Genomic DNA, 22,073 nt, shown 5'->3' with positions numbered 1-22,073 from the left:
GCTCCCCGGGGAGGCCCGGAGGGTCAGGCGAACCGGGCGAGGATCGAGTGCACGGCCTGGGTGACGGTCATCCGGTCGTAGGTCTGCACGAACTCGAAGGTGCGCTCGAGGTCGGGGCCGGCGTCGTGCTGGTCGCGGGCGGACAGCAGCGCGGCGAAGTGCGGTCCGAGGACCGCCACCGTCCACTCGTTGACCAGGTCGTCCTCGGGGTCGAGGGGCGCCCGGTGCACGTTGCCGTCGCGGATGTCGGGGAGTCCGACGCCGTAGACGCCGGCCAGGCCGGTCCTCTCCGACATCTCGCGCCACCGCTTGGCGGTGCGCGGCGTGAAGTGCTTGGCGAACTGGAAGGTGCCCAGCACGATCGCGGCGCCGCCGATCGCGGCCTGGTGCTCGAGCGCCTTGCTCATCTCGACGAGCAGGCGCTTGTTGCCCATCCTGGGTTCGATGGACGTCGACGCTATCCGGTACGGGGTCGACTTGTCGGGGTCCGGGGTGGTCCACACCGGCATGTCGGGCAACGGGACGATGGTCCGGCCGGACAGCACGGCCGGGTCGGAGACCGGGGGATAGAGGTCGCCGATGCCGAATGCAGCGCCCATCGTCTGGGCGGTGACCCGGCTGGATTCGTCGTCGACGCCCTCGGCGATCACCACGGCGTGGCTGCGTTCGGTGTGGGCGGCCAGCGCGTGCGCGAGCTGGGCGGAATCGGCCGAGGCCTGCCGACGGAGGAGGTCGGGGCCGGTGACGATGATGTCCGGCTCGACCAGCGACAGCAGGGTCGCGGCGTGCTCGCTGCGGACGAGCCCGTCGACGCAGATGATCTTGCCCGCCTTGCGGGCGCGGGCCACGCGGGCGAGGACGCGCTGCGGGCTGCGCTCGACGGCGTCCGGGAGCGCCACCATCACGTGGCGTTCCAGCGTGCGGGTGGTCTCGTCGTCGAGGTCGTCGATGAGGTCCAGGTCGAGGTTGACCAGCAGCGGCAGGATCTTGGCGATCGACTGAGCGCGCGGGCTGGTGGCCATCTTGCGCTTGCGCTGGTCGAGGACGGGATGCTCCTCGACGAGGCGGGCGGCGCGCTTGAGGGCGGCGGCGGTGGCCAGGCGGGTGCCCGACGGGCCGCGGAGCTGCAGCTCGACGGCCGCGAGGGCGCCGTCGGACAGCCGGCAGACCGGCGCGAACTGCATGTCGAGCTCCAGATCGTCGAACAGGGTGAATGTTCGTGCCTCGGCGTCGGTCACACGTACCTCCCTCTCGAAGCGAAGGTGCCCCGATGGATGCGATGGACGCGGGTTCTACACATCCTGTTCAACGGCGAAATGCCTGTGCACAAGCCTACACAGGCATCTCGTCGTCAGGGGCGGTGAACGGACGTGGGAGGCGGGTCAGCGCGCGGCGTCGGCGGCTTCCTGCTCGCCGGTGGCCCCCGCGTGCTTCAGCTCGCCGGTGTAGCTCTCCAGGTGGGCGCGCACGAACCACTGGAACTTCTCCAGCTCGGCGGTCTGGCCGATGAGGACGTCCTCGGTGATCGGGTCGAGCTCGCCGATCTTGTCGATGGCGTCGCGATGGGAGGTCACGAACCCGTCGTAGACGAGGTCGAGGGCGCCGAGATGGGCCTGGGCGGTGTCGCGGCCGATCGAGTAGTCACTCCAGCTGCGGTCGTCCTCGATGGCCTTGGCGGTCCCCTTGGGCGAGGAGCCGAGGGTCGCGATGCGCTCGGCGACGGTGTCGGCGTAGCCGCGGACGAGCTCGACCTGCGGGTCGATCATCTCGTGCACGCCGATGAAGTTGGCCCCCACCACGTTCCAGTGGATGTGCTTGAGCGTGAGGTGGAGATCGTTGAGGGCGCTGAGGCGCTCCTGCAGAATCCCGGCCACCTCGTCGGCTGCTTCGGTACTGAGTCCTGGTGCCGTGAACTTGGTCATGGGTTCGACGCTAGGCGTGACGGGCCGCGGCGACGAGGCCCGACGACGATGAGAGACGCAACCGAGACTGCGGGTCACGAGGGGGTCACGAAGCAGGCCGGCGGGGTTTGGGCAGGGGTGCACGGGGTAGCCGCGTCACACCCCTGCCCGCCCGGGCGAGGACCGTCAGGCGTATCCGCTCGACCGCATCGGAGCCGGGTCGTACAGGCCGGAGCGCCGGGCCTCGCCGAGGTCGATGTGCGCCGGCGGCGCCGGGATGATCTCGGTGAACTTCTGCAGGCCGCCCCAGTCGCGTCCCCAGTTGTTGCGCAGGTACGTCGGCATCAGGGTCGGGCGCAGCATCGCCTCGGTGATGCCCAGCGGACCGCCCGCGGTGCCCGACATCCAGGTCTGGCTGTTCTTCCGGGTGGCCTCGGCGTCGGGCATGATCCGCCACTTCGGCACCTCGAGGACGCCGTTGCGGACCTTCATCGGCTGCTGGCAGGGGAACACGAAGCCCGGCAGCCAGTCGATGAACACCGGATCGGTCGTGCCGACCACGTCGTTGAGCGTCTTCAGCTCGCTGACGCGCGGCGGGGTGATCGCCACCCAATCCGCCGCCGAGGTGTCGGCGACCTGGATGCGCACGACGTCGGCCTCCGGGGCGTCGGACAGCGGGAACCGCAGGTTGCGCCAGGTCGGGGCCTCGCCGATGTCGATCGGGAACATCGTGCCCACCGGGATCACGCGGCCGTCCGGGCCGAGGCGGCCGAACTCGGCGAGCACCTTCTGTCCGCGGTGAACCACGCCGATGCCGTCGACGGCCTCGACCTGGCCGGCGACCGCGATCGTCAGCAACGGGGCATCGGCCGAGCGCGGCGGCATCCGGTACCAGTCGGTGGTCAGCGAGGCGGTGCCCGACGGCGAGCCGTAGCTGCCGAGGACCGGCGTCACGGCGGGGTTGAGGCCGAAGGGCAGGCGCACCGTCGAGCCGTTGATGCCGCGCACGCCGCGGCCGCCCTCGGTGCCTCCCTGGGCCGACGACGAGTCCGCCGACTCGTCGGCGCCGGCCCCGCTCTGTGCGGTGTTCTGCGCACTCGAGGTGGCCGAGTCGTCGTCGACGGTGGCATCCACCGAGAGCTTGTTCGGGACCCCGTTCGGGCTGAAGCCCTCCGCGTCCGGGCCGGCCAGCGCGGCCGCGATGCCCGGGGCGGGGCGGCCGCCGACCGCGGCCGGCTCGAGCAGACCCGCGTTCGGATCGGCCTCGACGAGGACGTCGTTGGCCAGACCGCACGAATTGCCGGCCAGCGCACGGGCGTTCGACTTCATCCACGACCACGAATCGCGCTGCGCGTAGGCGCCCTTGGCGAACGAGGCGACCATGAACAGCACCATCAGGCCCGAGATCACCGGCAGCGGCGAGAACTTCAGCTTCGAGTACCAGTGGTCGCCGCCGCGGGTGCGGGTCTGCTCGTCGACGAAGTCGTCGCGGAAGTGGAACCACAGGCCGGCCAGCGCGGTGACGACCGCGGCGGCCAGGATCAGCCAGGCGATCTCGACACCGGCCAGGGTCGGCGGCCGGTCCCACCAGGGCACGCCGTAGCTGCCGACGAACCACCAGCCGTTGGTGCCGGAGAAGGATATGCCGGTGACGGCCAGGACGGCGGCGGCGAAGAACGTGCGGTTGCGGCGCGAGCGCAGGATGGCCGGGGCCATCATGGCGCCGGCGGCGGCCGCGAGGCCCGCCGCGATGCCGGCGTACACGCCGAAGTGGTGGGTCCACTTGGTCGGGGTGAACGCGATGAAGAACATCGTGCCGAAGGTGACCGCGATCAGGCGCCAGATCGGTGCGCGCGAGACGCCGTTCGGGTGCTCGCGACGCAGCAGTCGCAACAGCACGACGAACAGGCACAGGATCATCATCAGCACACCGAAGCGGCGCGACAGCGTGCCGTCGGCGGTGGGCAGGATGAGGTAGTAGTACCGGATCGGCTCCTGCCACCACTCAAGCGTCGGGCCGACGTCGGAGGCGACCTTGTTGCCCGCGATCAGCGGGGCGAGCGGCTGGTCGAAGAAGATCTGGTAGAGCACCGCGGTGCCGGCGGCCAGGATCGGCGCCAGCATCGGCAGCAGCCCGTCGCGGGACCGCCGCGACACCACGGTCTTGATGATCGGGCGGATGCCCGCGAGCAGCGCCGCCACGGCCATGAGGCCACCGGGCGCGAGGGCGAGGGTGAATGCGGCGGTCACCACCGCGACCGCATACGGCAGCAGGCGGCGCGTGGCGATGGCGCGCTCCACGCAGCACCAGGTCAGCAGGGCCCCGACGGCCTCGGCGGGCTCGGGACGCAGGCCGTTGTTGAACGGAAGCCAGATCGCCAGGTACACGAAGGCCGCCGACCACACCGCCGGGGTGCTGTTGCGGACCGCGCGACCCAGGCGCGGGATCACCTCACGGCTGATCAGCCACCAGCCGAGCAGGCCGAGCAGGAAGGCCGGCAGGCGCATCCACGGCGCCGCCACGCTCACGTGCGACATCCAGGAGATCACCTGGAAGTGCCAGCCGAACGGGTCCTGCGGGACGCCGAAGTAGCGGAAGTAGTTGTCGGCGTAGCCGGCCTCGCTCGTGATGCGGCCGACGGTGAAGTTGTAGCCGTCGTCGGAGGTGTTCGCCCCGGCGAACCACCAGAACGCGAGGATGAGCAGCACCGCGACGTCGGGCGGGCGGATCGTCCACCAGCCCGCGGGCAGGAACCGCTTGTGCCGGCGGCCGTCCCGGTGGTCGAGGATGCCGAGCGCGACGAGCGAGGCGATCGTCATCAGGATGCCCAGCACGATCACCGCGAGCTTCAGCGGCGTGGGCGAACTGACGTAGCGGGTGTCGATCGTCGCGTGCAGCGACAGGCCGTCGCGCGAGACGCCGGCGGGCAGGTCGCTGTAGACGCCGACGATCTGCGGGCGCATCTCGTGGTCGGGGATGTCGAAGCTGTACAGGGCGCCGGTGCGCTCGTCGGGTTCCGGCATGCCCTCGATACGACCGGCGACGCCCTCGCCGTCGGCGTGGAAGACGATCCGGCAATCCGGATTCGACTGCGCCGCGGCGCGATCGGCGTTGAGGAGCACCACGTTGCGGTCGATCATCGTCAGCGCGTCCGCCGTCGCGCGGACGAACAGGCCGCGGGCGGAGGCGTCCTGCCCGCCCTCCGGGATCGTCGACAACAGGACGCCGCCCTGCTCGGGCAGGCGCGACGCCAGCGAACACGGCACCGACATGTCCATGTCGACGGGCACGAAGGCGACGAGCGGCGCGGCCACGTCGGACACCGAATCACCCTGCGGCCAGGACAGTTCGGCGGTCGTCTGGTTCACCGGCAGGATCGGCGTCACCACGGCCAGCAGGAAGCCGAGCAGGCCGGCGACGACGGCGACGATCTTCGCGGTCCGGTGATCACGCGACCGTACTGCCCCGGTTCGTCCAGACGATGCCGGTTCGGACGAGGAGGCCGCCTGAGGCGTGGTGCTCGTGGGGTCGGATTCACTCATCGGATTCGGGCTCCACCCTGATCGAGCCGGCGCGTGACCAGCCCCATTCCGTCGTAGATGCGGTGTCGATCTGTGCGTTCGGTGCGTCGGGCACCAGCGGGGTCAGTTTCTCCAGGGCGCCCCACTCGCGGGCCCAGTCGTCCTTGAGGTAGGTCGACACGGCGCGCGCGGAGGTCGTCGCCTCGGAGACGCCGAGCAGGCCGCCGTCGACGCCCGCCTGCCAGGTCTTGGACTGGCTGTTGGTCAGCGGGTAGTCGCCGAGGATGCGCCACTGCGGCACCTGCGCCACGCCGTGCGAGACGCCCATCGGGTTCTGGCACGGGAAGTGCGACGCCACGCCGAAGTCGATCAGCGTCGGGGCGGTCGAACCGACCACCTCCTGCAGGGTCTGCAGTCTCGGCGCCCGCGGTGGCGTGATGACGATGAACTGCTTGTCGCCGAGATTGTTGTCCTGCAACGACAGTCGCATCACGGTCGCCTCCGGAGGGGCCGCCGACATCGGCACGCGCATGTTGCGCCACGGGCGGTTGAGGATCACCGGTCCGGGATCGATCGGCAGGACGTCGGGCCCGATCTGCTCGAACGACCCGTCGGGTCCGGGTCGGCCGAACTGGACGACCATCTTCTGGCCGAAGTTGCGCACCCCGAAGACGTCGATCGTGGAGACGGCACCCGCAGTGGAGAAGACCAGCAGCGGCGACGCGGCCCGGTCGGCGGGCAGGTCGTACCAGCCGGTCGTCAGGCGGGCCTCGCCGTTGTATCCGTAACTGCCGAGCACCGGGGTGGTCGCCGGGTCGAGGCCGAACGGGAGCTTGGCGGTGGACCCGTTGACGGTCCTCGGCCCGCGGCCGCCGGTGGTGCCCGCGCCGAGTCCGCCGGTGATGGCGAACGGCCGCGCCATCGAGGCGGAGACGTTCATCTGGCCGGGACGCTGGGTGCCCGGCTCGGGCTGCAGGTCGTCGGGGACGCCGTCGGGGGAGAAGCCGACCGGGTCCTCGCCCGCGAGCGCGCGGCTCGCCGACTCGCCGCCGGCGGGCCGCAGCATCCCGGCGTTCGGGTCCAGCTCGACGAGCACCTCGTCGGCGAGGCCGCACGGGTTGCCGCGCAACGTGTTGAGGTTCTCGGTGAGCACGGTCGGCGCCGGATACCGGGCGACCGCCGCCTTCACGAACAGCAGCATCTCCACGACGACGAGCAGGCCGGCGATGACCGCGATCGGAGAGGACGCGAGGAACAGTCGGACGCGGTCGCCGCGGGTCTGCTGCTCGCCGCTGCGGTTGTGGGCGAGACCGCGATTGGTGACGTAGTCCTGCCGCAGGTGCTGCCACACCGCCACCGCCGCCGCGAGCACCGCGAGGATCAAGAACAGCGTCGACGCCGAGTACCCGGCGATGACGGGGGCGCGGTCGAACCAGGAGATGCCGTATTCGTAGGCGAACGGCCACGAGTTGTAACCGGCCGTCGCGGCGGCCATCGCGAAGAGCAGGCCGGAGACGAAGACGGTGAGGTTGCGCGCCGACCGGGCGGCCGCCTGCGTGACCGCGACGGTCGCGACGGCGGCGACCGCGGCCGCGAGACCGGCGAACACGCCGAATTGGATGGTCCACTTGGTCGGGGTGAACGCGAACATCAGCAGCGTCACGCCGGCCGCACCCACCAGACGCCACACCGGGCCCGAGTCGACGCCGCGAATCCTCGTGCGGCGCAACATGACCGCCACGACGACGAAGATGCCGGCGAGGAGCAGCAGCAGCGGCACGCGGCGGGTCAGCGAGCCGTCGTCGGTGACCACGGAGATGAAGTAGTAGCGCAGGAACTCCTGGTACCAGTGGATCACCGGACCGACCGTGTAACGCAGCTTGACCGCCTCGTACACCGTCGCGAGCGTCTGGTCGCGGAAGACGACGAGGAGCACCGAGGCCCCCGCGGCCACGATGGGAGCGACGAACGCCACGGTCGCGACCCACTTCGAGCCGCCGAGCGCGGTGCGACGGTCGAGCAGGATGTGCAGGAGCGCGCGGGCGGCGACGAGCAGGATCGCCACCCCGATCACGCCGTGTGGCGCGAGGGCGAGGGTGAACGCGGCGGTGGCGGCGGCGAGTGCGGCCGGCAGCAGGCGCCGCGTGGCGATCGCGTATTCGGCGGCCCACCAGGTCAGCAGCGAGCCGAGCACGATGATGCCCTCGCTGCGCAGGCCGCTGCAGAACGGGAGCCAGAAGGCGGTGAACGTCAGCGCGGCCGCCCAGGTCGCCCAGCCGCTGCGGCGGACCGCGGGGCCGAGGCGGGGCAGCAGCACCCGGCTGAGCACGAACCACGACACGAGACCGGCGACCATCGGCGGGATGTGCATCCACAGGATCGACGGCGAGACCGACGACCACACCGACAGGAATGCGTAGTACCAGTCGAACGGCGCCTCCGCGATGCCGTGGAAGCGGTAGTAGTTGGCCAGATAGCCGAAGCCCTCGGCGGTGCGGCCCATGTTGAGGATGTAGCCGTCGTCGGGCGACCCGGCGCCGAGGAAGAGCCAGACGACGAGGATCGCCGTGACGACCAGGTCGGCGGCCCGCGGTCGCAGCGCCTGCCACCAGCGGCGGGCGCGTTCGCCGACCCGGCGGTGCATGCCCTGGATCCGGTCGAGGAGTGCGAGGGCGACGACCGCGACGATCACCGAGATCGCGGCCAGGATCATCACGACCAGCTTGAGGACGGTCGGCGACGACTCGTAGCGGTTGTCGATGCCGATGGACACCGCCAGCCCGTTGCCGGCGGCGCGGGCCTGCTCGGGGGTGAGGTTGGTGAAGATCCCCATGGTCTCGGGGCGCTTGTCCGGCGGGAGCACCGTCTGTTCGCCGAGACCGGCGAACTGCGCGCCCGGCCCGGTCGGGGCGGAGAAGATGTGCAGCTCACGGCACCGGTCGAGATCGGCGGTCGGCGCGCTCGCGGCGACGGTGTTGCGGAAGGTCACGGTGACCGCGGCTCCGGACTTCGTCACCCACAGCGACGAGCCCTTCGACTTCGGCGCGTTGACCGGCATCGTCGACAGGACGACGCCGTCGGGCGCGTCGGCGAGGACGGAGCAGGGGATCCGGGCGTCGAGGGTCCGCGGTGTCTGCGCGATGAGCGGGGCCATGACCGAGGCCGTCTCGCCGCTCAGTTCCTGCCCCGCGGGCCAGGCGAGGCCGGCGTCGACGGTCTTGACCGGCAGCAGCGGCGTGATCGCGCACAGCAGGACGCCGAGCACACCCGCGACGGCGGCGACGAGAGCCGCGGTACGTGCGGAAATGCGGGTGCTCGCGAGCCCGGAACCGGTCGCTCCAGACCGATCTGCCGAGCGGCCGGCGGGATCTTCTGGGGGCGTCGGAGCTGTCACAGGCACGGTGCTTGATCGTATGCGACGGGTGCGGGCGCACCTAGCGCCCACCCTGACCGACCCATCACCCCGACCGGCCCATCACCCCGACCGGCCCCATCACCCCGACCGGCCCCGTCGGCCCGATCGGCTCAGTACCGGATCGGCGCCGGGCTCCACAACCCGCTGCGGGTCTCGGTGCCGGTCTCGATCTCGGCCGGCGCCTCCACCCCGCCGTAGGGCTCGTAGCGTTCCAGCGCACCCCAGTCGCGTCCGATGTCGGACATCAGGTAGGTCGGCAGCGCGGTGGGCTCCTGGGACACCTCGAGCCAGCCGAGCGGGCCGCCGCCGAAGCCGTTCTGCCAGGCCGAGACCGCCGCGGCCAGGTCCGAGCCCGGCTTGATGCGCCACTCGGGGATCTCGGCGACGCCCACGTCGTGGGTGAACGGCCGCTGGCACGGGAACGCCAGGCCCGACGTCCAGTCGACGTGTACCGGGTCGTCGTCGCCCACGACCTCCTGCAGGGTCTTCATCTGCGGGACCCGGGGCGGGGTGAGCACGATGAAGCGGTCCTCGTTGAGGTTGTCGTCGGTCGCCACGATCCGCACCGCGGTGGTGTCGGCGGGCAGTTCGTCGGTGTTGTAGCGCAGGTTGCGCCAGGCGGGCCGGGGGCCGGGATCGATCAGCTCGGTCTCGCCGGTGGGCTCGAGATCGGAGTCGCGGGTGTCGGGCCCGACGGGCTGCGAGGTGTACTCGAGCATCACGTTCGGGTTGTTGTACTCGCCGGCCACCGACATCGTCAGCAGCGGCCGGTCGCGCCAGTCCTTCGGCAGGGCGTACCAGCCGGAGGTCAGGCGGGCCGGTACCTGGTCGAGCTTGGAGTAGCTGCCCATGACCGGGGTGGTGGCCGGGTCGAGGAAGTACGGGAGCGCCGCGCTGCTGCCGTTGACGCCGGGTTCGGCGAGCTCGCCGCCCCCCGTTCCGCCCGGGTTGGAGTTCAGGATCTTCGGGTCTGCCCACACGTTGCCGGACAGCACGCCCAGCGATCCCTCGCTGGCGGTCGACGCGAGGTCCAGCGGAACGCCGTCGGGGGAGAAGCCGACGGTCTTGGGCGCCGTGCCCGGCTCGGGCGGCGGGCCGCCGAGGGGGTTGGCCAGCGTCGCGTCGACGGGCTCGAGCATGTCGCGGTTGGGGTCTTCCTCGACCCACACCTTGTCCGCCATCCCGCACTGCTTGCCGGCGAACGCGGCCAGGTTCGACCGCGGCACCGAGAACGACTTGGACTGGTGGATGCCGGCGAACACCGCGGTGACGATCTCGAAGACGACGACGGCCAACGCGAGATAGGCCAGCGGTGCGGCGGCCACCGATCCGGCCGCGCGGCGGTACCAGGGGCGGTCGGAGTCCTCGGCGGGCGCCGCCGGGGCGTCGGCGGCGGTGCCGGAGTGCGGGTCGGTGCCGGTGAAGGGCTCCCGGAAGTGGAACCACAGCGCCAGGAGCAGCAACGCCAGGGCGGCGTAGAGGAAGACGCTGCCGAGCATCACCCCGCCGATCGTGACCTGCTGATACGCCCAGGGCATGCCCCACGCCGAGTAGTAGTAATAGGAGTTCGGCGCGGTGAACGCCAGGCCGCCGATGAACAGCACCAGCGCGCAGAACAGTGTGCGGTTGCGGCGCGAGTGCATCGACTGCGCGCTCGCGGCGATGGCGGCGATGGCGGCCAGCGCCGCGGCGATGCCGGCGAACACACCGAAGTGGTGCGTCCACTTGGTCGGGGTGAACATGAGGAACACCAGCGACGCGAAGGTGATCGCGACGATGCGGCGGGTCGGTCCGATCGCGGTGCCGGGGATGCGGTTCTTGCGGATCAGGACCGCCGCGGAGACGACGAGTCCGAGGATCATCGCGAGAACGGCGAAGCGCCGGGCGATGTCGCCGTCGGCGGAGAACGCGAAGAGCAGCGAGTAGCGGCCCATCTCGTTGTACCAGTTCAGCGACGGGCCGAGCGCGGTCTTCATGCTCGACGCCTCGGAGAACGCGCGCAGCGTCAGGTTGGAGAAGACCACGAAGACCACGAACACGCCGGCCGCCAGGATCGGCGCGATCAGGGCGACGAACGACCAGCGCAGGGCGCGCTTGGAGTCCTGACCACCGACGGCCTCGGTGATGACCCGGGCCCGCTTGATGAGGGCCATGATCATCGGCCGGGCACCCGCGATGAGGGCGGCGACAGCCAGCAGGCCGGTGGGGCCGGCGGCGAGGCTGAACGCGCCGACGGTGCAGGCCACCGCGGCGGGCAGGAGGCGGCCGGTGGCGATGGCGCGTTCGACCGAGCACCAGGTCAGCAGCGCGCCGAGGCAGATGATCGGTTCGGGCCGCAGGCCGTTGTTGAACGGGAACCAGCAGGCCAGGAAGGTGAACGCCGCGGTCCAGGCGACCATCGGGCGGGTGACCGCCGCGCGTCCGAGCCGGGGGATCACCTCGTGACTCACGATGAGCCAGACCAGGATTCCGCAGGCGAGGGCGGGCAGGCGCATCCACGGGCTGGCCACCGAGACGTGGCTGAGAAGCCCGAAGACCTGGTAGTACCAGCCGAACGGGGCCTCCGGGGCGCCGTACCAGCGGAAGTAGTTGGCCGTGTAGTCGGTCTCCTGCGCGACCCGCGACATCGTGAGCAGGTAGCCGTCGTCGGAGGTGTTGGGGCCGACGAGGTGCCACACGATCAGCGCGCCGATCACCACGTAGTCGCGTGCGTTGAGATGCCACCAGCGGGCGGGGAAGATGCGCCGGTGCCGGCGGCCGTCGGTGGCGTCGAGCGCGGCCAGGGCCGCGAGAGACAGCAGCGTGCAGGCGATGCCGACCACGATGACGAGCCACTTGGCGACGGTGGGCGCGGTGTTGTAGCGGGAGTCGATGGTGACGTGCGCGTCGAGTCCGGCGACGTCGGCGGCCGGACCGCTCAGGTCGGTGAAGATCCCGGTGACCTGCGGACGCTGGTCGGGCGAGTACTCGAAGGCCTCTTTGTCCTCGGTCGACCCGCTCAGGGGCTCACCGGAATCATCGGTCATGCCGACGAATTCGGCGGTGACGGCGTCGGAGTCGGCGTGCACGACGATCTCGCGGCAACCCTGCGCGCGCATGTCGGCGACGCTTGCCGAGACGAGCGGGACGTTGCGGATCACCACCTCGACCCCGCGACGGTCGCCGCTGCCGGTCGTCCGGACGAAGAGTCCGCGTTCGGCCGACTTCTCGGCCTGCTTCGGGGTGGTCGAGAACAGGACCGATCCGCCGGGCGGCAGGTCGTCGACGGCGGTGCACGGGATGCTGACGTCGAGATCGACGGGGGTGTAGCCGATGAGCGGGGCGGAGACCGAGCCGATCTGCCCGTTCTGGGGCCAGTTGATCTCGGCGGTCTTCTGCTCGACCGGCATCAGCGGGGTGGCCAGCGCGAGCAGGAAGCCCAGCATGCCGGTGACTATGGCGACGATCCTCGCTCGTCGAACGGTCTGCGCTGGCACAAAGAGAGATGGTAGCCGTTGGGCTGTCTCACGCCCGTGGGCGGCGCTTCGACCCCCGGCGACCCAGGTGACGGGTACTAAGGTGTGACCCATGTCCGATGCCACGCCCGCCGACGGCGCGCAGCGCCTGCCGATCCTGCTGCTCAACGGTCCCAACCTCAACACGCTGGGCACCCGGGAGCCGGCGATCTACGGCTCGGAGACCCTCGCCGACGTCGTCGACCTCGCCGAGCGCACGGCGGCGGAACTGGGCTTCGGGCTGCGCGCCGCGCAGACCAACCACGAGGGTCAGATGCTCGACTGGATTCACGAATCGGTGGGCAGGATCAGCGGCATCGTGATCAACCCCGGCGGCTGGACGCACACCTCGGTCGCCCTCGCCGACGCACTGGTGGTGCCCGGGGTGCCCATCATGGAGGTGCACATCAGCAACGTGCACAAGCGCGAGGCGTTCCGCCATCACTCCTACGTCTCGCAGCTCGCCGAGGGCGTGATCGCCGGCTACGGCATCCGCGGGTACGAGTTCGCCATCCGGCGACTGGCGGAGCTGATCGGCTGACGCCGCCTCCTCGGCCGGTCCGGTCAGGAGACCTCGAGTGCCCGGCGCGCGGCGGCTGCGACCCCGTCGCGATAGAGCGGGCCGTGACCGGCCAGCAGGAGGTCGGCGTCGAGTTCGGTGAAGCGCTCGACGCTGCGCCGGGCGGTGGTTTCGTCGTGCTGGAACGGCGACGGAATGCATTGCGGGCCGGCGATGGCGGAGATCTCGTGTCCGCTGATCAGTGCGTCGCCGGAGACGAGGGCCCGCCCGTCGGCGACGAGGTAGGAGCTGTGGCCGTCGGTGTGTCCGTGGCTGGCCACCGGGACCGGTGACCCGGGCAGGTCGAGTGCGGCGCCCTCGCCGGCGACGCGGTCGTGCGGGTGGGCCGCGGACAGGCCCTTGCGGCTCAGCACCCCGAGCGGGGTGGTCTTGGCCAGCCAGGACCAGAGCCGCAGCTGGCCCGCCAGCGGTGCCAGGTCGAACGCATTCGCCTGCTGGAGGTGGTGGCGCAGCGCGTGGTCCACCTCCACCGGGTCCATGTACACCGCGAAGCCGAAGCGCGACTGCAACTTTGCCAGGCCGCCGAGGTGGTCGACGTGCGCGTGGGTCAGCAGCGCGCCGGCGATGTCCGAGGGGTGCCGCCCTATCCGGCGGATCGACTCCACGACCTGCGCGGCCTGCCCCGGGTAACCGCCGTCGATCAGGGTCAGCTGACCGTCTTGTTCCAGCAGCACCCAGTTCACCACGTCGGTGTGGACGAAATGCGTTGTCGACGAATCACCTTCGACGGAGGTGATCTCCATGGGCCGGTCGAAGGCGAAGGGGGGACGCATGGCTCACTTCCGGACGACGAGGACGAACGGGCCGATCTCGGTGACCTCGAAGCGCGGGTCGTCGAAGACGCTGGGGTCGAAGGTGACGTTGTACCGCTTCACGTTCGGGTCGTTCGGGTAGACGTCCTCGGCCAGCCGCAGCGAGTAGCCGTCCGAGCTGTACCGGAACAGGAAGACGTTCGGCGGGCGCCACGGTGAGGAGTCGAGTTCGGCGATCAGCCGCTCGGTGTCCTCGGACTCCGCCCACTTCTCGATCGTCGCCGCCCGCTTGTCGAACTCGGCGAGAGGGTTGGCGTAGTGCGAGGTCAAACCCTGGAATCCCCAGTACGGGTAGATCGAGAGGAAACCGTAGTCGGCGGTGAGCACGACGTTGTCGGTCGGGGGCCTGCCGGTCTGCTCGCGGATCAGCCGGTCGATCTCCCCGAAGTACGACTCGGCGCCGGCGGGCCGCTCGTCGGCCCGCTTCCCGTAGCCGTCGGTGTCGGTGTAGGCGGTGGTGATCTCCGTGCCGAGGTGGCCGGGGATGCTCTGTGCCACCGCGATCGACGCCAGCACGGCCACCGCGCAGACGACGGTGCGGACATCGCCGAAGCGGTCGACGGCCCACCGGCCCAGGTCGACGACGCCGAGTGCGCCCGCGGCGGCGAGCACCGACACCAGGATCGGCTCGAGGCGGAATGAGAGCAGCGTGGTGCCGAGCGCGGTCATGAGCATCGACAGCAGGCAGAACAGGTACACCGCGAGCACCGTGGTGCCCAGGGCCAGCGCGGCGGTGCGGGTGCGGAAGCGCAGGAGAATCCAGACGAGGCCGATGAGCGTGATGGCCCCGATCAGGTTCACGTGGAACATCGGCAGCGGCAGGTAGGCGCCGCGTTCGGGCAGATAGTGCTCGGCGGTGCCGCCGCTCGCCGGTGCGCTCGACAGCCGCTTCAGCAGGTACGGCGCCCACACGAGCGGGGCGATGAGGCCGGAGATGACGCCCACCGCGACCAGGCGCCCGACCACCGCGACCACGATCTGCCGGCGCCGGGCCCGCACCTGGGCATCCGGCAGGGCCTTGTTGGCGGCGGCGAGCCACCCCTGGACCAGCAGCCACAGGGTCAGGAGGACGGCGGTGAGCGCGAAGAGTCCGGTGTAGAGCGTGTACGTCGCCGCCGAGATGCCGAAGAACACCCCGGAGGCCACGACCGCGGGCCAGCTCGTCGCCCGGCCGAGCGGACCGGTCGGTCCCTGGCCGGCGCGGCTCTTGCCGCGCAGCGCGTAGGCCAGGGTGATGAGCATCGGGACGCCGACCATGACGAGGATCGCGGCGTAGGGCTCCGGCGACGCGTACAGCAGCGACATCGTGGTGACCGCGAGGGCCAGGGCCACACCGCGATCCGCGCCGAACATGCGGTTGAACAGGATGACGCACACCGCGGCCGCGATCGACATCGACACGATCGCCCACGGCTTGTACGCCTCCCAGCCCGGCTGGCCCAGCAGGTTCGCGAAACGTCCTCCCCACCAGAACCATCCGGCCGGGTAGTACGGCGGGAGATCGACGTAGGTCATGTCCGCGAGCCGCGGGCTCGAGGTCATCCGCGTCAGGTATTCGGTGCGGAACTCCTGGTCGACCGAGAGGCCGAAAAGGTAGAGACGCGTTGCGCCCAACGGCATCCCGATGGTCACCGTGACGAAGGCGCTCATCGCGGCCGCAGACAGGAACGGAACGAGCAGGCGCCCTTTGCCGTACCGGTACAGCAGCGCGACGACCACCAGCAACGCGATCGCGAGGACCTGGCCGGCGGTCGTCAGCGACCGGGTGACGTTGGACGAGTTGAACGCCGGCCAGTTGACGGAGTCGATCGCCGTCAGCCCCACCAAGGAGACGAGTCCGCCGACCACCAGCGCGGTCGACAGGGCCAGTGCGGCCCCGACGTATCGCCTTGCGGCGGAATCGGTTCCCTCGGTCGGCGGAACGGGCGGAGTGGGTTCGGCCTTCACAGGTGTCGTCATTGCGTCGCAATCAGTCGGCGCGGGCAGTGCTGAAGGGCAACCGCGATCAGATCGGCAGCTTGCGGAAGACCGGTCGCGGGATGTGGCGCAGGATCATCATGATGTAGCGGAAGGTGCCCGGCACCCAGACGATCTCCTTGCCCTTGATCGCCGCGGCCACCACCAGGCGGGCGACGTCTTCCTTCTCGACGGTCAGCGGGGCCTCGGCGACATGGGCCGACAGCCGGGTGCGGACCTGGCCCGGGCGGACGACCAGCACGCGGACGCCGAAGGGGCGCAGCGCCTCTCCGAGTCCGAGGTAGAAGCCGTCGAGGCCGGCCTTGGTGGAGCCGTAGACGAAGTTGCTGCGGCGCACGCGCTCGCCGGCCACCGAGCTCATCGCGATGATCTGGCCGTGGCCCTGGGCGCGCAGCTTCTCGCCGAGCAGGACGCCGACCGACACCGCGGCGGTGTAGTTGATCTCGGCCTCGGCCACGGCCAGCTTGTGGTCCTGCCAGGCCTGCTCGTCGTCGCCCTGGATGCCGAACGCCACGATCGCCACGTCGACGTCGCCGTCGGCGAACGCCTTGTCGATGACCTCGCGGTGGGTGTCGGTGGCGCGGGCGTCGAAGTCGATGACCTTGACGTCGGTCGCGCCGGCCTTCTTCGCCTTCTCCACGGCGGCCTCGACGGTCGGGTCGCCGGGCAGGGCGGCCAGGATGACCCGTGCCGGGCCCTTGCTCAGGTACTCGGCGGTGATGGCGAGCCCGATCTCCGAGCTCCCGCCCAGGACCAGGATGGACTGGGGGACGCCGACGGCGTTGATCATCGTGTGCTCTCGCTTTCTGTCTCCCCGGCGAGGGGGCAGTGGGTCTGGTGGAGGTCTCGAAGCGGTTGTGGGTCAGGCGAGTTCGAGGCGACGGCCCATGTCGGACATGAACACGCGGTGCGGGTCGATGCGGCGGCGCACCGCGATCCACTCGTCGATCCGCGGGTACATCGCGTGGAAGTTCTCCGCCGACGTCCGCGAGTCCTTCGCGGTGTAGAGGCGTCCGCCCATCGCCATCACGCGACGGTCCAGATCGTTGAGGAACTCGGCGAGCCCCTTCTTGACCGGGAAGTCCAGGCAGACGTTCCAGCCCTTGAACGGGAAGCTCAGCGGCGCCCGGTTGCCGTCGCCGAACAGCTTGATCACGTTGAGGAAGCTGACGTGGCCCGACGCCTGGATGTGCTCGATGAGGTTGGTGAACTCGGCCTCGTTGCCGGTGGGCACGATGAACTGGTACTGGCAGAAACCGCCGCCACGGCCGTAGGCGTTGTTCCAGTCACCGAACACGTCGAGCATGTGGTAGAACTGCGCGAGATTCTTGACCTTGCCCTGGCTGGGCGGGCCCATCCGGTAGTACGCCTCGCCGACCGCGGCGAAGCTGAGCTTGTTGGCCAGCCCGCGCGGGAAGATGTCCGGGAACCGCAGCAGCGGCTTGTTGTTGAACGACAACGGATCCTTGCGGTACTTCTCCGGCAGCTCGTCGAGGCGGGCCAGGTTTCCGCGCGAGAAGGTGCCGCGGCCGAGCTTCGGCGGCGCGCTGATGGTGTCGAACCAGCCGGACGCGTACTCGTAGCCGTCCTCGAACCCGTCCTGCAGGTGCAGGTCCAGGGTCTCCTGCAGAGACGCGGTCTGCGCGGTGTCGGCGATGAAGTAGGCACTCTCGGTGCGCTTCATCTGGATCTTCGCGCGCAGGATGATGCCGGTCAGGCCGATGCCGCCGACGGTCGTCCAGAAGATCTCGGCGGTCGGGTCGTCGCCCGTGCCGTCGGGGGTGAGGGTGAGGATGCGGCCGTCGGCCACCAGCAGCTGCATCTCGACGACGTGGTTGCCGAAACTGCCCTGGCTGTGGTGGTTCTTGCCGTGGATGTCGTGCGCGATCGCGCCGCCCACGGTGACCTGGCGGGTGCCCGGGAGGACGGGGACCCACAGGCCGTGGGGGAGCGCCGCCTGCATCAGGGTGTCCAGGGAGACGCCGGCGTCGAGATCGACCGTGGCCGTCTCCTCGTCGATCGCATAGATCCTGGTCAGCGGCGTCATGTCGATGGTCAGGCCGCCGCTGTTCTGGGCCGACTCGTTGTACGAGCGGCCCAGGCCGCGGGCGATGACGCCGCGCTTGAGGTAGTCCGGCTTGTCCGCGTTGTGGTCGGCGACCCGCGCGACCGCCTCGGCGATGACCTCGGGGTACGGCGTGGACAGGACGTGGCCCTCGATCGGGGTGGTGCGAGACCAGCCCACCAGCTTGCGGGTGGTGATCGGCAGCAACTCTTCAGTAGACATCGGTGAAGAGACTACTCGGCCGCTGGTGACCACCGGTGAGAGACGAGGTGCGAGGGTTGTCGCACACCGGGCTCGCCTGTGGTGTCGGGCTAGTCGCGGGGCCGCAGTGCATCGGGCCCCAGGACCTTCGCGGCCGCGTTGCGGCCCGGGATCCCGCTCACCCCGCCGCCGCGCCGGGCGCCGGCGCCGCAGAGCAACAGCCGGGGATGCGGGGTCTCCACTCCCCAGGTGCCGACCTCCGACGCGGACTCCGCCCACGGCCACCGCAGCGGCTGGTGGAAGATGTTGCCGCCCGGCAGGCCCACGCTCTCCTCGAGGTCCTGCGGGGTCTTCACCTCGATGCACGGCCGGCCGTCGAGGTCGTGGGCGATCACGTTCTGGATGGGCTCGGCCAGCACCGAGTTCAGCGAGGCGAAGGTGGCGCCCACGGCGTGTTCGACGGCGCCCGGCTCGTCGAACACCTCCGGCGGCATGTGCAGCCCGAACAGCGTGAGGGTGTGTCTGCCGGCGAGTTCGGGGCCGAGGATCGACGGGTCGGACAGCGTGTGGCAGTAGATCTCGCACGGCGGCACCTCGGGGACCTCGCCGCGTGCGGCCTGCTTCCACGCCTCGTGCAGCTGCGCGGCGGACTCGTTGACGTGAAAGGTCCCGGAGAACGCGGCGACCGGCGACACCGTGGTGTCGCGCAGTCCGGGTAGCCGGTCGAGGAGCAGGTTGATCTTGAGCTGGGCGCCCTTCGGGTCCGGGTCGCACGGGATCGGGTCGTCGAGCAGCCGGTTGAGCGCCTGTGGGGCGCAGGCCGCGTGGATGACCGATCCGCGCAGGGTCCGCGCGCCGTGGACGGGGTCGGTGACCTCGACCGTGCCGTCGGCCGGGTCGATGCCCGTCACCGCCGCGGCGGTGCAGACCTCGGCGCCGGCCATCGCGGCCGCCTGGTACAGCGACCCGGACACCGCGCCCATGCCGCCGACCGGGACGTCCCAGTCCCCGGTTCCGCCGCCGATCACGTGGTAGAGGAAGCAGATGTTCTGTCGCAGCGACGTGTCGTCGAGGTCGGCGAAGGTTCCGATCAGCCCGTCGGTGGCGACGATGCCCCGCACGACGTCGTCGTCGAAGTACTGGCCGAGCAGTGTGCCGAGGGGGAGGGTCGTCAGCGACTCCCACAGTTCGGCGTCCGAGGTGTCGGTGCCGATCGCGAGTTCGTGCATGTCGGCCGCCGCGCGCAGCGGCTCGATCATCGTCGGGAAGACGCGCCGGGCGATGCTGCCGACGTGGCGGTAGAACGACTGCCACGCCACGAAGGCGGCCGGGGTGAACCCCGCGGCGTCCGAGCCCACGCGGTCGCCGTGCAGCGCCCGCCGGAACGACGCGGCGGTCGCGCCGGCGTCGGCGTTGTCGATGAGGATGCCGCGGGCGGGATCGGACGGCAGCGGCGTGTACGAGGAGTAGCGGCGGCGCACGAGCGAGATGTCGAGGTCGAGGTCGGCGATGATCTGCCGCGGCATCAGCGAGACGAGGTAGGAGTAGCGCGACAGCTTGGCGTCGAGCCCGGCGAAGGGCATCGCGGAGATGGTGGCGCCGCCGATGTGGTCGGCCTTCTCCAGGACGACGACGCGGCGTCCGGCACGCGCGAGATAGGCGGCGGCGGTCAGACCGTTGTGTCCCGCACCGATCACGATGTCGTTGTAGAAAGCAACTGCGGTGCCCATCGATCCAAGGTTCTCAGATCGACGGGCACCGCAGAGGCGTGGAGGGAAAACTCGCGTCAGCGCAGGATGCGCGCCACGAACGGCGTCGAGTCCTTCATCGACGCCAGCACCGCGCTGGAGTGATCGTCCTCGGGGTAGACGAACAGCGTGACCGGCTGGTTGTTCGCCTTCATCTGCGCGTACAGCGAGAGCGCGGACGGCGCCGGGACGTCGACGTCACGCAGGCCCTGGCCGAGGAAGATCGGGCGGTCGTAGCCCTTGTACGGCGTGGCCATGTACTCGTGCAGCGCCGGGCTCAGACCCGGGATCGACATCAGCGGGGCCTTGAACCAGGTGCGGACGTCGTCACCGGCGAGGGCCTTCTTCAGGATCGGGTAGCAGGTGGTGCGACCCTGCTGCAGACGCTGCAGGCCCTTCTGGTTCATCACCTTGGTGATGTTCAGGTCGGGACGGGTGTCGTTGAACCCGGCCAGGATGTAGGCGGTGTAGGCGTTCAGGCTGCCGGGCAGGGTGAACGGCGGGATCGCCGGGCCCAGGTTCTGGTACAGGTACTCCAGGTTCGCGGGGATGCCGGTGGCCACGACGCCGCGGTAGTCCAGGCCCGATCCGCGGCTGAACTCGGTGGCGTAGCGGGCGCCGTTGAGGGCGGCGGCCGCACCCTGCGACTGTCCGATGATCGCCCAGCGCTTGGCCAGCGGCAGATTCATCTGATGCGACGCGACGACGATGTCGACGATGGCGTGCGCGGCGGTCTTGCCGTTGAGGTAGGCCATCAGGCCGGGGGTGCCGAGACCGACGTAGTCGGCGGCGACGACGGCATAGCCCTGGTCGAGCCAGTGGCCGAGGTACACCTGGTCGCGCTCGCTGCGCGGGAAGGCCGACGGCGTGCAGTCGTCGTTCATGCCGACGGTGCCGTGCGCCCAGGAGATGACCGGCCAGCCGCCGGCCGGGGCCTTGCCCTTCGGCAGGAACACCGCGCCGGTGCTCGTCGCCATCTTGCCGTGCTGGTTCAGCGACGAGTACTGGATGCGGTAGGCCTCGCCTGCGGCCGGGAGCCACAGCGGCTTGGCGAGCGGGACCTGCGCGACGAGCGTGCCGGCCTTCGCGGGGATGGGGCCGGAGTAGTTGGTGACGTTCAGCCCCGACCAGTTCGGGACACCCACCGACACCGCGTCGTCTGCGCGGGCGGGACCTGCGGTGCCGAGCGCGAGCAGGACCATGCCGAGCCCGGTGAGGACGGAGATGAGCGCGCGTGTCGATCGCGACACGGGGGAACGGGACATGAGGACTGACATGTCTTCGAACCCTAAAGGGCGAAACCGCTCCCGACTGCCACAGCGGGTGCCGATTCGTGCCAATCCTCCGGCAGTTTCCGTGCCGTCGTGCAGAAATGTCGTCCGACGCCGCGAGAGCGCCGTAATGTCCGGTGGTTTCCGGTTGGTCTCGTCGGGGCGCCGACGAGGGCCTTGCGGACATATCCTTGCGGTGTGGACATCCCAACGGTCGCACTCGGCAACGGTCGATCGATCCCTCTCGTCGGCCTCGGCACCTACAACATGATGGGACGTCCCTGCATCGGCGCCGTGAGCTCTGCGATCGAGGCGGGATACCGGCTCATCGACACCGCCCCGCGCTACTGCAACGAGCTCAGCGTCGGGATGGGCGTGGTGAAGTCGGCTACCCGCCGCGACGAGGTGATCATCCAGACCAAGCTCAGCGGCGGCGACCAGGGCTTCGACGAGGCCATCAACGCCGCCAAGGAGAGCGCCCGGCGCCTCGGCGTCGGGTACATCGACGTCTACCTCATCCACTGGCCGTGTCCGAGTCTGGGACGCACCGTCGACTCGTGGAAGGCGCTGCTCACGCTCGCCGACGAGGGGTACGTCCGCACGCCGGGCGTCTCGAACTTCAAGCAGCACCACCTGCAGATGCTCTACGACGAAACCGGTTGCTGGCCCGCGATCAACCAGATCCAGTGCTCGCCGGCGCTGCCGCGCACCGAGCTGCGCGAATTCATGGCCGCGCGCGGCATCCACGCGCAGGCCTGGCATCCGACCGGGCGCAAGCAGGGGCTCCTCGCCGATCCGGTGATCCTGCGGATCGCCCGAAAGTACGGCAAGTCGCCGACCCAGATCGCGCTGCGGTGGGCGGTCCAACACGGTATCGGCGTCGTGCCCAAGTCCTCGCATGCCGGGCGGCAGCAGGAGAACGCCGACCTGTTCGACTTCGAGCTCGACGCCACCGACCTGGCCGACCTGGCGACCCTCGACCAGGGTGAAGGCGCGGCGAAGGACTCCGACGTCCACGAGGAGTTCTGACCTCCGCGGGACGGGGCGCCCCTGCGCTCGCGGATGGCCGTCACCGATACTCCGCTAG

Annotated in this window: 13 protein-coding genes; 2 read left to right on the top strand and 11 right to left on the bottom strand. The window is 70.3% G+C overall.

Annotated elements, in window-relative coordinates:
• Positions 1-23: 23 nt before the first annotated feature.
• From E1P53_RS11335 to E1P53_RS11315, 5 genes are all read right to left on the bottom strand, one after another.
• Positions 24-1,184, bottom strand: coding sequence for a DICT sensory domain-containing protein (locus E1P53_RS11335; RefSeq protein WP_220398982.1), 1,161 nt, complete (start codon positions 1,182-1,184; stop codon positions 24-26).
• Between the two features lie 198 nt (positions 1,185-1,382).
• Positions 1,383-1,922, bottom strand: a complete 540-nt coding sequence (locus E1P53_RS11330) for a Dps family protein (RefSeq protein WP_131734347.1) — start codon at positions 1,920-1,922, stop codon at positions 1,383-1,385.
• Between the two features lie 165 nt (positions 1,923-2,087).
• Positions 2,088-5,444 carry an arabinosyltransferase domain-containing protein gene (locus E1P53_RS11325; RefSeq protein ID WP_131734346.1) on the bottom strand — a complete coding sequence of 1,119 codons (3,357 nt, stop codon included), beginning with the start codon at positions 5,442-5,444 and terminating at the stop codon, positions 2,088-2,090.
• Positions 5,437-8,823: an arabinosyltransferase domain-containing protein gene (locus tag E1P53_RS11320; RefSeq protein WP_371830999.1), complete on the bottom strand. Its 3,387-nt coding sequence runs from the start codon at positions 8,821-8,823 to the stop codon at positions 5,437-5,439. The genes E1P53_RS11325 and E1P53_RS11320 overlap by 8 nt, the downstream gene beginning before the upstream one ends.
• 125 nt (positions 8,824-8,948) lie before the next feature.
• Complete coding sequence (locus E1P53_RS11315; protein WP_131734345.1) at positions 8,949-12,314, bottom strand: arabinosyltransferase domain-containing protein; 3,366 nt, start codon at positions 12,312-12,314, stop codon at positions 8,949-8,951.
• A 91-nt stretch (positions 12,315-12,405) separates the two neighbouring features.
• On the opposite strand from E1P53_RS11315, the gene aroQ reads away from it, so the two are divergent.
• Positions 12,406-12,873 carry a type II 3-dehydroquinate dehydratase gene (gene aroQ / locus E1P53_RS11310; RefSeq protein ID WP_131734344.1) on the top strand — a complete coding sequence of 156 codons (468 nt, stop codon included), beginning with the start codon at positions 12,406-12,408 and terminating at the stop codon, positions 12,871-12,873.
• A 23-nt stretch (positions 12,874-12,896) separates the two neighbouring features.
• Here aroQ and E1P53_RS11305 read toward each other — a convergent pair whose 3' ends face one another.
• From E1P53_RS11305 to E1P53_RS11280, 6 genes are all read right to left on the bottom strand, one after another.
• Complete coding sequence (locus E1P53_RS11305; RefSeq protein WP_131734343.1) at positions 12,897-13,685, bottom strand: MBL fold metallo-hydrolase; 789 nt, start codon at positions 13,683-13,685, stop codon at positions 12,897-12,899.
• A 3-nt stretch (positions 13,686-13,688) separates the two neighbouring features.
• The gene (locus tag E1P53_RS11300; RefSeq protein ID WP_244941163.1) at positions 13,689-15,683 is read right to left on the bottom strand and encodes a galactan 5-O-arabinofuranosyltransferase; all 1,995 of its coding nucleotides are present in this window, start codon (positions 15,681-15,683) and stop codon (positions 13,689-13,691) included.
• A 46-nt stretch (positions 15,684-15,729) separates the two neighbouring features.
• Positions 15,730-16,491 carry a decaprenylphospho-beta-D-erythro-pentofuranosid-2-ulose 2-reductase gene (dprE2, locus tag E1P53_RS11295; RefSeq protein ID WP_006900963.1) on the bottom strand — a complete coding sequence of 254 codons (762 nt, stop codon included), beginning with the start codon at positions 16,489-16,491 and terminating at the stop codon, positions 15,730-15,732.
• 72 nt (positions 16,492-16,563) lie between these two features.
• Complete coding sequence (dprE1, locus tag E1P53_RS11290; RefSeq protein WP_131734342.1) at positions 16,564-17,988, bottom strand: decaprenylphosphoryl-beta-D-ribose oxidase; 1,425 nt, start codon at positions 17,986-17,988, stop codon at positions 16,564-16,566.
• Between the two features lie 89 nt (positions 17,989-18,077).
• Complete coding sequence (locus tag E1P53_RS11285) at positions 18,078-19,697, bottom strand: phytoene desaturase family protein (protein ID WP_131734341.1); 1,620 nt, start codon at positions 19,695-19,697, stop codon at positions 18,078-18,080.
• A gap of 56 nt (positions 19,698-19,753) precedes the next feature.
• Entirely contained in the window at positions 19,754-20,980 is a 1,227-nt protein-coding gene (locus tag E1P53_RS11280; protein ID WP_411275861.1) for an alpha/beta hydrolase family protein, read from the bottom strand.
• A 204-nt stretch (positions 20,981-21,184) separates the two neighbouring features.
• Here E1P53_RS11280 and E1P53_RS11275 point away from each other — a divergent pair, with 204 nt between their 5' ends.
• Positions 21,185-22,015 carry an aldo/keto reductase gene (locus tag E1P53_RS11275; RefSeq protein ID WP_131734339.1) on the top strand — a complete coding sequence of 277 codons (831 nt, stop codon included), beginning with the start codon at positions 21,185-21,187 and terminating at the stop codon, positions 22,013-22,015.
• Positions 22,016-22,073 lie beyond the last annotated feature (58 nt).

It is taken from the genome of Gordonia paraffinivorans, from assembly GCF_900683595.1.
Classification (GTDB): Bacteria; Actinomycetota; Actinomycetes; order Mycobacteriales; family Mycobacteriaceae; genus Gordonia; species Gordonia paraffinivorans.
This window is presented reverse-complemented; position numbering and strand designations above follow the sequence as displayed.